Below are 15,818 nucleotides of genomic sequence, written 5' to 3' on the forward strand. Positions count from 1 at the left end.
CTGCAGCGGTGTTGGCTGCATTCGCTCACCCCAATCACATAGTTTATCTATGCTCATGGGGATGAACTCACTTGCCGCCTACCTGCAACTTCAAGTTGTTTGGGTATAATTGCTTAAAAGTTTATGATTTTGTGAATAGTGCTGTGGTGGTTTACTTTTTTTTTGGTTACTATCATTTTTATTATTTTGAACCAATGTCACACTTATTTGTTTCTTTTGGTTATGTTTAGCGGTCGAAATCACTTGCTAGTCATAGCTGGTGGCAGCACTTTACAGAGGAATATCGGTGGCGCATGACGTTCACAGCTTTGTAGCGGATAAACTATCGGAAGTAGTCTTAACAAAACATCACCGGCAACGGATGATGGTCTTTGCTTTGACGCTATTTGGTATCGTATTTCTTGGTGTTTTTTCTGCTTATTGCTTTTATAAAGGTCAAGTGTTACTGGCAACAACTCTAGCATTTTACACTGGTTTTGGCTTACTGACGGTGTGGCTATTGACTCGTTGGCGAACGGTTGGCTTGGTTTGCCTTTCTGCGATTATTTACTCTTTAAGCTTATACCTTGTCATAACTGGTGGATATGAAGGTACGGGGGTAATGTGGGTATATCCGCTTGCCGCAATCGGAATATTTATTAATCAATTTAAGCATGGTTTACTTCTTTCCTTTCTATTTATTACTGGTGTTTTTATAACGCTCGCTTTCCAATTGTCGATCTACGAATATTCTCATGTGATGAGTATCCGCTTGGTCATTACATTGATTGCATTAAGTGGCATGTGTCATATCTTGATTTATTTTCAGTCTCAAATGGATGACTACATACTTAAAATGCATGAGGAAGGTATTCATGAACTCGCTTATATTGACTCACTGACCAAGTTGGCTAACCGTTCTAGTTTCAACTCGGTACTTTATCATTCCATGCAATTAACTCATCACTACCAAAGCGCAATAATTTATATCGACTTAGATAATTTCAAGAACATTAATGATCGCTATGGTCATAATTATGGCGACATCGTCCTAGCTGAATTTGGCTTAAAGTTGAAAGCCGTGGCAGAGCAATATCTACAACAAAGCTTAGGTGCATATGATGTTGCTCGCATCGGTGGCGATGAATTTGCTATTTATGTGAAAGAGTATGCCAGCGAGCAGGATGTCGTGAACATGGCAAATGAGATCATTGCACTATTTTCTAGCCAGCAGCTCTCTTCACTAAAAAAAGTAGTGAACGATGTTGGAGCAAGTATTGGTATTGCATTCGTTGACACGAAAAAGATGGACTTGAGTGATAGCCTGACGATTGCAGACAGGGCTATGTATCAAGCCAAAAAGGCAGGCAAAGGTAAAGTTTGCGTTGCAGAAGTTGGTTCGGAAATCAAGAGGAGTTACGGCACTAATCCATCAGAAAATGCATGGTAATGTTCTCCCTTTTTTTTGTCCATTGATGTTGTTGTCAATTAGAGCAGAAAGTAGAAGTTTCTCTTCATGTTTTTAGATGTTGATACTGGTTATTATTGGCCAAAATATCATCTACAGAGAGACTTATATGTTAATGCCAAGCGTAAATCGATTAGGATTAGTTTTGGCGATAGGGATATCGTTGGCTGCATGCGGGGGAGGTGAAGGGGATTCATCTTCGAATGTAGTTACGACACCAAAGAGTGTTACACCACCAACCAGTATTCCCTCTTTGGAAAGCGAAAAAGATCGTCTTGATATTGTGGTAAATGATATCACTTTATTATCGTCATCTAGCTATGCTGGATATAGTTTTAGCCCAACTGTTTTTAATCAAATGGGTGAGGTTAGCTATACGAGTGATCCAGCTGATATTGTTGTCGATAATGGCGATGGAAGCTTAATGGTACTAAAACCAGGTTCGGTTACCGTTACGGCTACGGACACACTTAATGGTTACAAAACTGCAAAAGATATATTTAATGTCACAATTGAAAAGTGGGATAATTCGAGTTTAAAGGCTGACTCCTTAACACTTAATACGCTTGGTGATAATAATACGCGTAAGTTAAATGTTAGAGGATTCAAAGGCGAACTCAACTTTACGGTTCAACCTAAGTATGACCATATTATTAGTGTGGATCATGAAGGAAATGTCACTGCTAATGGATTTGCAGGAACAGCTATTGTAACTATCACCGACTCTGGAAATAGTAGTTATAAATCTACTAGTGTAATGGCTAAGATTATAGTAACGGCTGTGTCAGCGGATACATTAAGTTATGAGAATTTTGAACAAGAATATAGTGATGGCTTATTTATTCAAGCAAATAAAATTACCGGGGCTCCAATAAAAAGTCAGAATTATTCCGTTTGGGATGGTCAGGATGTTTTAAACATCAATCCTGCTACTGGAGAAATGGAAATACTAAAAGCTGGTGAGGCAATAATTCAGGCAAATGTCGAATATCAGCCGGGGTATAGTACTAGTAGAGAAAGCGCTACATTTACAGTGAAGATAAATAAAGCTGAAGCACCTTATTCTCTAAAGCTAGATAAGCAATCTGTAGTGTTTGAGGAAGAAAAGCGTCTTCAGCCAAGCTTCAATGGTAGTCCTGAATCTGTAAGCTATTCTATCGCTGATGGTCAAGATGTATTGAGTATAGACCCGTCTACTCATTTTCCTCAAATTAATAATACAGGAACTACTGATGTTACGGTAACTGTTCCAGAAAATGATAGATATAAAAAATACCAAGGCGTTATCTCATATGATGTAATCAAAGCTCCCCACCCTGGATTGAGAAATGATTTTATTAAGTCAGAATATCATGAAGATTTGTCTTTACCTTTTCATTTGGTTGGCCAAAAAGGTAATTTATCTATTATATCGAGTGAGCCATCAGGAATAACTTTACGTGATGAACAATTAAAAATACCTGGTGTTGGTTATTATGTTTTAAGTATATCTGATGATGGTGGGCGTAATTACCAACCTGTTGCTAATAATGCAACTGTAATAGTTGAAATAAGCCAAGGTGTTCAACCACAGCTAGAAGAGTTAAAACCGATTACTGTGGTATATGGTAATGACTTACTAATTGATTTATATAAGTACTATGGAATTACTACTAACAGTGATCTGGAAATCATTAACATAAGTAATAAAGAAGTAGTAACTACAACTGATGCACATATTCTGAAAGTTATTAATTCTGGTACCACAGTGGTTACAGTCAGAAAACCTGAAAGCTCTAATTTTCAAGCATCAAATATACGTGACATTGTGATTACCGTTCAACCAGTTAAATCATCATTAACGTTAAGCCCTCAATCGGTTGTTTCAGCATCTTTGGACCAGAAAAGTCTTCCTGCCCCAGTCATTATCGGAGCAAATGGGCAACTCTCTTATTCGTTAAATTCTAATTCAGCGATAGATGTTATTAAGGTAAATAGCGATGGGAGTATGGATATATTAAATGCAGGTGTTGCTATAGTTAGAGTCGTCGATTCAGGTCGTGGTGGTTTCTCCGAAAGTGAAATGACATTTAATGTCATGGTTGCTCAAGCGGATAATCCAATAAAATTTAGTTATCCATCGATTGAATATCAAGATAATTTGACATTGTCTCCTAATATTTCTCAGCCGATTGGTTCTAACGAGATAATTACAACTAATTATAAATTGCTTAGCTCAAACAATAACAATGTAGAGGTTAACAAAAGCACTGGTGAACTTACTATCAAGGGGGCAGGAGATTACAATATAGAAGTAACTTCAAGTTCTAGAAATTATAAGGAGTCAACCCAAATAATCAGCGGCAGTGTAAAGAAAGCAACCCATCCAGGTATTGTTATTGACAACATCAGTGTTGATTTTTCTCCATTTAAAAAAATAAAACCAGTTGTGTCTTCAGCACAATATGGAAAGAGAATCTATATGATAAGTGCTGAATCGTCTAGTATATCAGTAGATGTAAATAGTGGTGAAATATCACTTAATGATTATGATTCAGGCGCGGGACATTTCAATATATATGTTTATGAAGAGGAAAGTGATAACTATTTCGCATCAGAGAAAAAGCATTTCATAGTTCAGGTTAACTCTCCACAAGAAACAGATGCCAATCAAGTATTTTCTCTTTATTACACCATAAATCAAAATATCCTTACACTTAAGAGCGATTTAGGTACTAAGAACAAACTAGGTGTGGGTACGACCTATAATTTAGAAGGTAGTCGATTTAGTGTATTAGGGCATCAAGCATTAGAGAGAAATCAACTCGTTAAGGTTTCAATGGAATCGAAAATAACGGGAGAGCAAGGAGCTGCAATTTTTAGGCTCGTGCGAAATGATAGCTGTATATCTGAAAATAAGATTATCAATTGGAATGAAATCAGCTCCTGTGAAGGTGAAGGGCTTTCTTACAATGTTACTTTAACACTTATCGATGCTTCTGATAATATCAAAGCTGGTGGGGCCTGGCTCTCTACTGGACCTATTATTATAGCCCGTTATGGAGACAGGAAGTTTTATAGTGGTCCCGATGGTGGTGGTTATAGTAATACCCGAGTTCTTGGTAAAGGCTACTCTGAACCGAGTAATCTTTATTGGTGGGAGTTGGTTAACATTACTTTAGATGGCGGGGATTGGATAACATCACTTTAGAGTCCTATTTTTCAAATGGTGACCGATAACCGGTCACCATCTTTATTACGGGAGATCAACTTACTTTAGTATGAAACTGTTCACACGCAAGCATCGTATTTTCTATCAGACTTGCCACCGTCATTGGGCCAACGCCACCAGGGACTGGTGTGATAAAGCTTGCTTTCGCCCTAGCGACATCGTACTCCACATCACCCACTAGTTTGCCTGATTCCAAGCGGTTAATGCCAACATCGACCACAATCGCACCGTCTTTCACCCAAGCACCTGGAATAAAGTTGGGTTTACCAACAGCAACAACCAAAACATCAGCTTGGCGCACATGGTGCTCTAAGTCTTTAGTGAAGCGATGGCATGTCGTTGTCGTACAGCCCGCAAGCAGTAATTCAAGTGTCATTGGGCGGCCAACAATATTGGAAGCGCCTACAATCACCGCGTGTTTACCGCGTAGTTGAATATTGTAGCGATCGAGCAGTGTGATAATGCCTTTTGGTGTACATGAGCGCAGTTTAGGAATGCGTTGCGCTAAACGGCCTACATTGTATGGATGGAAACCATCCACATCTTTCTCAGGAATGATGCGCTCAAGTACATGAGTTGTGTCAATACCAGCCGGTAGTGGCAGTTGTACTAAGATGCCATCAATTTCTGGATCTTCATTAAGTTGATCGACTAACGTCAGTAACTCTTCTTCACTGGCGGTGGCAGGAAGGTCATAAGACTTCGATACAAAACCAACTTCTTCACACGCTCTACGCTTGCTGCCAACATAAACTTGCGATGCAGGATCTTCACCGACTAATACAACAGCAAGGCCTGGCGCGCGCAACCCTGCATGAGTACGAGCTTTTACTCGTGCTGCGACTTCTGAGCGGACTGTTTGTGAAATAAGTGTTCCATCAATATTTTGAGCGGTCATGACTTTCCTTACACATTCGTAGCGAAAATTTTTGCGGGCATTGTCGCAGATATTTTTAATAACATCTATAAGCAAACGTTTGCTTTGTTTTGTTTTTCATCAGTATATTGCTGGGCGACTCTTTTTTAGGCATTTGAAACAAAATGTTAGAGAAAGCGATTGATTTACCGAGTTCAACTCGTATAATCCTTTCCCTGTAGCGCGCCCTTAGCTCAGCTGGATAGAGCACGTCCCTTCTAAGGATGTGGTCGTAGGTTCGAATCCTACAGGGCGTGCCATTTCTTCTAGAAGCCTGATAACTTATTAAGTTGTCAGGCTTTTTTCGTTTGTGAGATTAATTCTCGCTCAGTGGTTGAGAGCTAATTTGTTCACTGAGCTTAAATAATAATGCACTGGCTTCCATATGTTGCGGATAGTTATTAAACAATTGGCGCGTTTCTTCGGTCATATCCAATAAATCGCTCGGCAGTTGCCACTGCAAGGCAGTGGTGTACAGCATGGCTTTGAGAGGTTTATAAACTTGTTGTTCATAAGCCTGCATTAATTGCTCTAAAAGACATTCACGCTCCGATTCAGTGCGAAGTGGTGATTTACTTTGATCAAGAAACTGACGGTAGATTTCACTATCAATCAGCATTTCCATCAGAGGAATGTTATCTTTTGCTCGTTCGTTGAGTTCATCTTTTATGATGCTTAGCCAATGTTCTTTGGTTAAATCACTAGCAACAACATCATCAAATTGGTTTCGTATTTTTGTTTCGATAGAAGCTTGTGCCTGCTTAAGAACGGAGCGAACAACTTGGAAAGGTAATTGGAACTCTCTACATAATTCAACGATAAGCGCATGAAAACCACCGCCAGGAAGATGGAGGCTGTGTTTGAAGGTGGCTATTGCATCGGTTTGTTCTGTTGTTAACTCGCACATGTCATCACCTTGTTGTCTGTTAAATATAAAAAATCAGCTCGATAGGTGAGTGACACTACCGAGCAATGATGCATGTTAATCTTTCATCCAGAGTTATGCGATAAAAAGGGTAGCAATCGCGTCTCATGGCTAATATTGATGGCCGTTCACTCTATTAGTAATTTCAGGGCCTCGTTCGAATATTGTTCTTGATATTTGATAGTAAATTTATCTAACGGAAGGGGTTTTGAATAATAGTAACCTTGCAGTAGATCGACGCCTAATGAAGACAATTGTTTTACATGCTCTTTGGTCTCTACACCCTCAGCAACGACTCGATAACCTAAACTTTGTCCCATTAAAATCATTGAAGATACAAATTCCAGGTTGGATTGATCTAATGTCATGTCGAGTATAAAACTGCGGTCTATTTTAACTTCCGACAGTGGCAAGTTTTTTAGCAGTGATAGTGATGAAAAACCGGTCCCAAAATCATCTAATGAGATAGAAATACCTGCATCACTGAGTTTTTTTAACGAACGTAACGATTGATCATAATCCGTGAATGCGGCGGTTTCTGTAATTTCTAAACAAAATAACGATGCAGGTAATTGGTAGCCATTAATGGTGTTGATGATTAAGTTAGCAAAATCTGGCTGGGTGAGTTGGCGAGCACTGATGTTTATTGATATCTGATTGAGTCCCTGCAACAGTTTTGAATGACTTATATCTTCACAGACTTTGGTAAATATTTGTTTGCCTAGTTTTTCAATCAACCCAGATATTTCAGCAACTGGAATAAATTTGCTAGGAGGTATCTGCCCATTGATCGGGCAAGACCAACGCGCTAAGACTTCAGTAGCAACGATTTTCCCACTTTTGTTACATACTTGCGGTTGGTAGTAAATATCGATTTTATTGTCATCAATTGCTTTCGATAGCCGTTGTTCCAGAGCAATAAATTTGCTCGATTCTTTATGCATCTCAGGACTGAATCTGAGGTACTTTCCGCCACCTTGTTGTTTCGCACGGTACATGGCAATGTCTGCATTTTTGATCAGTTCTTCGGTGGATGAAGCATCGGAGGGATAAATTGCCATCCCTAAACTTCCCTGGCTACTAACTTTTATTTGATTGTGACGCATCGGTTTTTCAATACTGCGCAGTATTTTTTGTGCAATATCACTGGCTTGTTCTACATTTGCAACAGAGCAAAATAGCAGAAATTCATCCCCTCCAAGCCTTGCTATTGTGTGCTTTGAACCCAGTGCTTGGGTTATCTCTCTGGCAACATGGCAAAGTAATGCATCGCCGACATGGTGGCCGAATGAATCGTTGACCATTTTAAAACGGTTTAAGTCCATGAGCATTACAGCTTTAAGCTGTGTTGACTTATTGTCGATGTGAGCGGTAATTTCTTCGATAGCTTTACGTCGATTTGCAACCCCAGTCAATGAGTCAAAATAAGCCATATGGTGGATTTTAGCCGCTGACTCCCTTTGCTCTGTTATGTCGGTCATCGATCCAATAAAGCGCACGGCCTTGCCATTTGAGTCGCGTACTGCTGAACCATTCGCCTGTACCCAAATGTAAGTATCATCAAACTTACGCATTCGAAATTGGGTTTTAAAGGGCGTGTTGTTTAGGAAATGTGACTGTATTTGTTTTTCTAATTCTTCCAAGTCTTCAGGGTGAATATGCTCAAACAATTGATCACAATCAAAATGCTTTGTCTCTAGGTCATCATCCATTCCTAACATTTTGATGAGACGACTATTCCAATGAAGAGTATTGGTTTTTAAGTCCCAATCCCAAATGCCGTCATTGGAACTGTTTGATACGACTTTTAACTGTTGGAGTAGTTGTTGTGCATTTTTTTGGCGCAATTGGCTTGTTTTTAATAATTCATCTCGTTCGATGAATAAGGACAACATATCGAGGTAATTGTTAAACATAGCTTGAGAAGCAACGCAATCTTCACCTTGTAATGAATCAACGATGGCCAGTAATCGCCAATGGCTTTTTTGCCCGGTTGAAATTGGGATGATGGTTGCCATGAAATGTTCGTCAGAATTGAGCTGTGGAAAGGCACTCAAACCGTAACTGTCGCTTTCTGCCTTTAACGTTATTTGTGGTTTTATATAACCGCGTTCTGCCCAATCCGTTACTTCGAGTTGTCCTGAGTGATAGGTAGCCATGCAGGCCCAATCAAATCCAGAACCATATAACCCGTGAGTATCGAGTATTGAATTAAAGCCATTTTTAGCTTGTGCATAGAAACTTTCAAATAGTTCTGCTGGAGATAGACCTCGAACATTGGTTAGAGCGTGTCTTATTGATCCTTGCGTTTCATTCGTTCTGTTGTTGGTATTGGTGTTTCCACAGGATTCTCTAACCACCAATTTTTGTGATATGTGATGAATCTCATGTTGAAATGGATCACCAGCAATTCGTTGGAGGGCGCGCTGGAATGCTTGATTAGCCAAAGATTCAAGCTGTTGATCGACAGTGGTTAGCTGAGGATGAGTTTGTTTACCCAAAAAGATGTTATCGACGCCAACGATGGCAACTTGCTCTGGAACTTTCCAGCCTAAATGTTGCAATTGTTCAATCATACCAATCGCATTTTGATCGGTGGCACAGATCACGGCACTACAATCGGACTTTCTCTCAATGAAAGCTAACGCGGCCTCTCTTCCTCCGGATAAAGCACAATTATCGACGCAAAAAACGTGTTCAGACTGATAGATATGGTGATATTTACTTAACGAATCTTGATAAGCCTTAAAGCGTGAGCGTATATCATTGACCGATAAATCTCCGCAGAAGCCAATTTGGGTATGGCCATTGGTGTAAAGCCAATCATAAAGTGCTTCAATTCCAGCGCGTTGGGTGCTGCAAAATTGTTCGACAGGGAGTGGTGAATAACTGGCTGCTAATGAGATTACCGGAATATTTTTAGCTAATGCTTTTTTTACTAAGCGGTCGGAAGCACAATGAAGAACCACCAGTAATGCATCAAGGTGGTTTAAGCTAACGTCGAGGTCAAAATCTCGTTGCTCTCCGGAACGAATGATGACTAAATTAGCGTTATTCTGCTTGGCGAGTTGACGGCAGGTTGCGCTCAACTCTCCCATATAGAACCCACTTAGCATTGGCATGATCACACCAATTGTTGGACGGCTTGGTTTATTTTTAGGCATATCATTAGTCGTCAGTGTTAATGTTAGTAGTTGCTTACAGGGTAAGTTTATTATCCCTAAATCAGTTCGATAAAGTGCGCGGAAAGTGGTGAAAACTGAAGTGGTACGTAGGCTGTATCTTCTTTCTCATTCACTATCAATACCAGTGCTTGCTGGGTAAGGTGCTCAAACAGTGGATATTCCCCCTCGCTTAATCCCCAATACTTAATCAATGCCATCGGAATACTTAGATGTAATGATTTCGAGTGAGTGTCACTGAAGTTCGCCGCCAGGATCAGTTTTTGAGTGGTATTCCCTCGAGCAAAAGCAAATAGGCTGTCTTGCAGAGGAGCAAAGTTGTCAACGTTTTGCGCATACAAATCATGATATTCGCCCATCAAGGCCGGGCTCTGTTTGGCTAAATTGAGCAATGTGCAATAAAAATCGCGAAGTTGCTTTTCACTATCAGTTAATTGGCCACCATCAAATAGGCCGTTGTTCATCCAGCGCTGATGACTTGGCACACCAATATAGTCGAAGATAGAAGTGCGAGATGGCTGACCAAAGCCTGCATGTTCGGCACCCGCTTCCCCGACTTCTTGTCCGAAATAAATCATGGTTGGCGCGGTCGATAAGCACGTTGAAATCAACATCGCGGGGATCGCTTTTTCAGCACTTCCTGCAAATTGTGGTGATGCTATACGCTGCTCATCGTGATTATCGAGAAAGTGCAGCATGTGATGTTCAATATCACGCAATTGATATTCAATGCGGCCAATCTCTTTGGTCGAACCATGACCTTGCATCACCGCTTTTAATGAATCGTAAAGGTCTACTTTATCGTAGAGATAATCCATCTTTCCTAGCTGAATATAATCTCGGTATAGCTCCGGTTGGTACACTTCGGCTAATAAAAATGCGTGTGGATTTTGTTGTTTAATCGCCGAGTTCATATAGCTCCAGAACTCAATAGGCACCATCTCTGCCATGTCGTAGCGAAAGCCATCGACGCCTTTATTGATCCAATACAACGCAATATCGCGAAACTTGACCCATGAATCTGGCACGCTTTTATCTTGCCAGAATGCAGCATGCTCACGGTGAGACTTAAAACGGTACTCTTCTGGTAACGACACAAAATCTTTGCTGCCGTCGGGTCTTATGCCGTAATTTACTTTGACGGTTTCGTACCAGTCATCCGCATTGGGTTTAGCAAGTCGTGAACCATTGCCTGTCCATTTTGCAGGATATTCATGGTATGGCGTTGCTAAATCAGGGTGCTTTTCGCCACCGAGTGGCAAAAGGGAAGTAGGTATATCAGGCAGTTCAAATGGCTGCTGTGGAATGTAATAGAAGTTGTTATCTCTTGCATATTCGACACTGGTGTCATCATTGGCTCCGAAATCATTTACACCAGCAGGGTTATTTAAGCCGCGATACTGCCTTGCAACATGATTAGGGACGATATCGATGATGACTTTCATACCCGCATTGTGCGTTCGGTGAATTAATGCTGCAAACTCTTCATTTCGCTGTTCAGGGTTATCGGCTAAATCTGGATTGACCGAATAGTAGTCTTTGACAGCATAGGGTGAGCCTGCACGGCCTTTGACCACACTTGGGTGATCGTTGTGAATGCCGTATTGAGTGTAGTTACGAACCAAAGCATGGTGGGGTACACCGGTATACCAAATATGGGTGATGCCCAACTTTTGAATTTCAGCCAGCGCTTGATGAGTAAAATCACTGAATTTACCCAAGCCATTTTGTTCGGCGCTGCCCCACGGAGTATTGACACTTTTTTTATTACCAAATAAGCGCGTGAATACCTGATAGATATTGTATTTATTAGTGGTCATAACGGTTGAACCTAAGCCATCACGTTTATATCAATATTGGATGAGTTTTAGGCTAGTTGAAGCGCAATGAGACAAAATCCTCCTTGATGCATTAATTGGGGGCGTAGATGGCAAGGAGTGAGCGGAAGTGTGATGCGGTTTGAATTATTTGGAACGCTAACTAGCATAGACCCCACTAACTGGTGAGGTCTATGGATAGAGAGTCAACGCTTACGAGCGTTTAGCTTGCTTAGGGCGAGAAGGGGGACGAGACGCATTGGAGCGGTCGTTATCACGCTTTTTCAAGTGGTAATTTAAAATCGAAATAGGTACGTCTTTTTTCGGGGTGAAGCCTTCAATCTCTTTGCGTACCAATAAATGTCCTAAGCGACTTTCAATCATACATAAGTTTTTAAAGTCATCTCTTGATACCAGTGAGATTGCTTCGCCTGTAGCACCTGCGCGACCAGTACGGCCGATACGGTGAATGTAGTTTTCAGCTGGGTAGGGCAGATCGTAATTGATAACACGCTCTAAGTTGTCGATATCAATCCCGCGAGCCGCGACGCCAGTCGCAATCAGAAATTGAAGTTTACCGGCTTTGAAATCGGCCAATAATTTTTCTCGAACTTCTTGGCTACGCCCGCTATGAAATGCTTCGGCGGTGATGCCGCGTTTTTCCAATTGACTGGCTAACTTGGCGGCGCCATGTTTGGTTTCAATGAAAATCATCGCCTGCTGCCATTGGTTTTCATTGATCAAATGGCTAAGCAGAGCGGATTTTTGATCTTTATCGACCGTGATGATCCACTGCTCAATTTGATTTGGTGTTTTGTTGTAGCCCGCAACATCAATTTCGATTGGGTTATTAATCGCTGATTTTGCCAGTTCGCGTACTGGGCGAGAGAGTGTTGCAGAAAACAGCAAGTTCTGACGATCAAGCGGTAGGCGATCAACAATTTTATTGATGTCTTCAATGAAGCCCATATCCAACATGCGGTCGGCTTCATCCATGACTAACACTTCCAGCTCGTCAAAATGGACGGCACGTTGTCCATACATATCAAGCAAGCGGCCTGGTGTGGCGATCAAAATATCCACACCTTCAATCAAGCGTTGTTTCTGTTTTTGAGAATCAACACCGCCGTACATTGCAAGCGATGTCAGTGAAAGATATTTCGCATATTGCGTAATGTTTTCTTCTACTTGCAGTGCTAACTCACGAGTTGGAGCAAGAATTAATGCACGTACGCGTTTGGCACGCTGTGTTTTTCCTTGGCTGAGCATTTGTAGAATAGGCAATACAAAACTGGCCGTTTTACCGGTACCGGTCTGCGCCGCCGCTATCACATTTTTACCCGTTAAAATGGCTGGAATCGCCTTTTCTTGGATGGGAGTGGGGGCGGAATAACCGAGTTCGGTAACGGCTTTTAAGATTGGATCGCTCAATCCAAGATTGGAGAATGGCATGCTGACTCTCAGAATTATGATAATTTGGTAGGATTAGCCCAACAAGGCTCAACCTGTGTCGATAAGAGCACATTCTAGCATGAAGTCAGCAAACGCGAACGAAGATCGCACATTTTAGCGATAGCTATTTTGTTGTTCATGAAAGGCAGTGATACCGCTTGAGTATCACTGCTGCTAGTCGAAGTTATTTAGCTGAACGTTTTTGAGTAAATCCGCCATATAGGTCCAATCGTCGGTGACGTAAGTTAGTGACGGAGCCTTCCATGTTGAGCTGCTTGAGTTTGTCTAAATCAACGTCTGCAAAAATGATCATTTCAGTGTTAGGGCTTGCCTCTGTGATCGTTGCATCGTGTGGGAAATAGATATCAGAAGGGGAGAAAACCGCCGACTGAGCATATTGAATGTCGACATTATCCACCCTTGGAAGGTTTCCAACACTGCCGCCAATAGCAACATAGCATTCGTTTTCGATGGCACGGGCTTGTGAGCATAAGCGTACGCGTTGGTAACCATTTTTGGTATCAGTCCAAAATGGCACGAAGATGATCTGCACATCTTGTTCTGCCATCATTCTGCCAAGTTCTGGAAACTCACTGTCGTAGCAAATCAAAATGCCGACACGTCCTGCATCGGTTTCAAAAACCTTCACCTTATCGCCACCATCAATCACCCAGTCTCTTTTTTCATGTGGAGTGATATGAATTTTATACTGCTCGTCTATCGAGCCATCTCGATGCAGCAAATAGGAGACATTATACAGTTGGTCATCTTTGATCACCGGCATACTGCCAGCAATAATGTTGATGTTGTAGGTGACTGCCAATTGTGAAAAATGCAGTTTTATTTCATCGCTGAATGAAGCAAGAAAGCGTATTGCTTCAACTGAATTCTTATCATTTTGTAACCCCATTAACGGCGCATTGAAAAACTCTGGAAATAAGGCGAAATCGGCCTTGTAATTGGACAGTGATGACACAAAAAATTCAGATTGTTGCATCAAGTCTTCGACGCTTTCCATCGCGCGCATCTGCCATTGCACAATGCCTAAGCGAACAATAGTCTTTTCAATATCATGAACAGAAAAGATATCTTCTTCATAGAAGAAATTATCCCATTCTAATAATGTTGCGTAGCCTTGTGAGCTGTCGTCTTCCGGTAGGTAGTGACGCATAATACGTTTTACGTCGAAATCATTCGCTAATTGAAAAGATAAAATAGGGTCATGCAGCTCGCGTCTTTTGATTTTTTCTATATATTCAGCGACCTTCATTTCTTTGGCATGTTTAGCGTAACCTGGAATACGCCCACCAGCCAAAATTGCTTTCAAGTTATTGCTGCGACATAACTCTTTTCTTGCCTCGTAAAGACGTCTTCCTAAACGTAAACCTCGGTAATCTGGGTGGACAAACACATCCAAACCATAAAGTGCATCACCACTGGTTTTATGTTGAATCACATTATTTTCATTGATGATGTCGGTATAGACGTGCGGTAATGACATCCGGTTATAGTCAACTTTAATTGTTAATGCTGCGCCAACAATGCGCCCATCATCTTCAATACAAATTTGCCCGTCAGGAAACTGATGTACAAGGTCCATGATGGTCATCCGTGGCCATGACCCGCCAACGTCATGAAAGACCAGATCCATTAACGCCGCCAGTTCAGAATAATCACTCGTCTCTATGACTCTTAAGGTTAAGCGTGGGGTTGATTTTCTCATTGAATAAGTATCCTTTTTTTATTTATCTGGATTGCTCGTTAGAAATCAGCTGACTGATAGCCAGGAAAAAATAGCAACGAGTAATACGACATTTTCACTATCTCTTAACCTTCTGAAGATTACTAGCACAGCTTCGTTAATTTTTTATCGAGATAAAAACAATATTGTTAACAACTACTATGGGGAGTTAGATTCGCATCACAGAGGTTTTCGGATAAAAAACATCCATATCCGATATATTAACCCTACTGTTTCGTAAGGGAATTCATTCATGGAAGATCAACAGTTACCCATCCAATATACGGTGGTCAGTGCGCTTAAATTAGTAAGAGCAAACTGGCTGACGTTGCTTTTTCTGTCTTCTCCTTTTTGTGTAGTGAATGGCTATTTTGTTTTAGGTTGGGTTGATATTTCACAGCCTCAAGTGATCTTTACACCATTGAATATGCTGATTGGTTTACTTTATTTGGCGACAGCAGCAATGGCGACCGTTAGGATTCACCGTTTGGCACTGTTAGATGAAAAGTCATGCAGCTTAGGGGCTATTTTCCATATCAGTATCCGTGAGTGGCGATTTGTGGGGTGGTGGGGTGTATTGGCGAGTGCTCTGTTTGGTGCGATGTTTATCCCTTTGTTTCTGGTCGGGTCACTTGCAAGTACTGTTGGTGCTGCACAATGGGTGTTACAGCTTATGACTTATGGCGTGATGCTTCCTATTTGCTGGTTATTAGCGCGTTGGTCACTGGTGTTACCTGCAACGGCTTTAGACCATCAACCAAGAGGGTTAACTATTGCGTGGCGCAGGTCGAAGCCACACAGTAAATCGCTGTTTATTTTGATTGGTGTGATCCCGACATTGATCAATATCGTGTTGCAACCATTGTTTGCGTCCAATATTTTGATGGTGACATTCTTAGCCTCTGCAATTTGGCTGTTTGTTTGTGCAGTTGAAATTTGTATTTTGTCATTGAGTTATCAATGGATCATTCAACGCGAAGCGGCAGAGCAGAAGCTAGAAAACCACTTGCAGTTGCAGGTAGGCGGCAAGTGAGTTCATCCCCATTAGCATAGATACACTATGTGATTGGGGTGAGTGAACGTAGCCAACACCGCTGCAAATTCAAGTCGGAAGGGTATAAGGTTTA

9 protein-coding genes and 1 tRNA gene are annotated in these 15,818 nt (G+C 41.2%); 4 read left to right on the top strand and 6 right to left on the bottom strand.

The window, feature by feature from the left end:
- Positions 1-286: 286 nt before the first annotated feature.
- Both HGG78_RS19235 and HGG78_RS02110 read left to right on the top strand, forming a co-directional pair.
- Entirely contained in the window at positions 287-1,429 is a 1,143-nt protein-coding gene (locus tag HGG78_RS19235) for a diguanylate cyclase (RefSeq protein WP_172531948.1), read from the top strand.
- Positions 1,430-1,556: 127 nt separating this feature from the next.
- A complete protein-coding gene (locus tag HGG78_RS02110; protein ID WP_172531949.1) occupies positions 1,557-4,637 on the top strand; it encodes a hypothetical protein in 3,081 nt (1,026 codons plus the stop codon).
- A 55-nt stretch (positions 4,638-4,692) separates the two neighbouring features.
- On the opposite strand, the gene folD is transcribed toward HGG78_RS02110, so the two are convergent.
- Positions 4,693-5,556, bottom strand: a complete 864-nt coding sequence (gene folD / locus HGG78_RS02115) for a bifunctional methylenetetrahydrofolate dehydrogenase/methenyltetrahydrofolate cyclohydrolase FolD (RefSeq protein ID WP_053310146.1) — start codon at positions 5,554-5,556, stop codon at positions 4,693-4,695.
- A gap of 201 nt (positions 5,557-5,757) precedes the next feature.
- Here folD and HGG78_RS02120 point away from each other — a divergent pair.
- Positions 5,758-5,834, top strand: a tRNA-Arg gene (locus HGG78_RS02120).
- 56 nt (positions 5,835-5,890) lie between these two features.
- On the opposite strand, the gene HGG78_RS02125 is transcribed toward HGG78_RS02120, so the two are convergent.
- The 5 genes from HGG78_RS02125 to HGG78_RS02145 all read right to left on the bottom strand — a co-directional run bounded on the left by HGG78_RS02125 (position 5,891) and on the right by HGG78_RS02145 (position 14,673).
- Positions 5,891-6,481: a hypothetical protein gene (locus tag HGG78_RS02125; RefSeq protein ID WP_053310145.1), complete on the bottom strand. Its 591-nt coding sequence runs from the start codon at positions 6,479-6,481 to the stop codon at positions 5,891-5,893.
- A 146-nt stretch (positions 6,482-6,627) separates the two neighbouring features.
- The gene (locus HGG78_RS02130; protein WP_172531950.1) at positions 6,628-9,663 is read right to left on the bottom strand and encodes an EAL domain-containing protein; all 3,036 of its coding nucleotides are present in this window, start codon (positions 9,661-9,663) and stop codon (positions 6,628-6,630) included.
- A gap of 56 nt (positions 9,664-9,719) precedes the next feature.
- A complete protein-coding gene (locus tag HGG78_RS02135) occupies positions 9,720-11,501 on the bottom strand; it encodes an alpha-amylase family protein (protein WP_172531951.1) in 1,782 nt (593 codons plus the stop codon).
- Positions 11,502-11,711: 210 nt separating this feature from the next.
- The gene (locus HGG78_RS02140; protein ID WP_053310143.1) at positions 11,712-12,950 is read right to left on the bottom strand and encodes a DEAD/DEAH box helicase; all 1,239 of its coding nucleotides are present in this window, start codon (positions 12,948-12,950) and stop codon (positions 11,712-11,714) included.
- A 184-nt stretch (positions 12,951-13,134) separates the two neighbouring features.
- Positions 13,135-14,673 (bottom strand): bifunctional GNAT family N-acetyltransferase/carbon-nitrogen hydrolase family protein, encoded by a 1,539-nt coding sequence (locus HGG78_RS02145; RefSeq protein ID WP_053310142.1) that lies wholly within the window; start codon positions 14,671-14,673, stop codon positions 13,135-13,137.
- A 271-nt stretch (positions 14,674-14,944) separates the two neighbouring features.
- On the opposite strand from HGG78_RS02145, the gene HGG78_RS02150 reads away from it, so the two are divergent.
- Entirely contained in the window at positions 14,945-15,724 is a 780-nt protein-coding gene (locus HGG78_RS02150; protein ID WP_172531952.1) for a hypothetical protein, read from the top strand.
- Positions 15,725-15,818: the final 94 nt, after the last annotated feature.

It is taken from the genome of Vibrio aestuarianus (assembly GCF_012395185.1).
In the GTDB taxonomy this organism is placed as follows: Bacteria; Pseudomonadota; Gammaproteobacteria; order Enterobacterales; family Vibrionaceae; genus Vibrio; species Vibrio aestuarianus.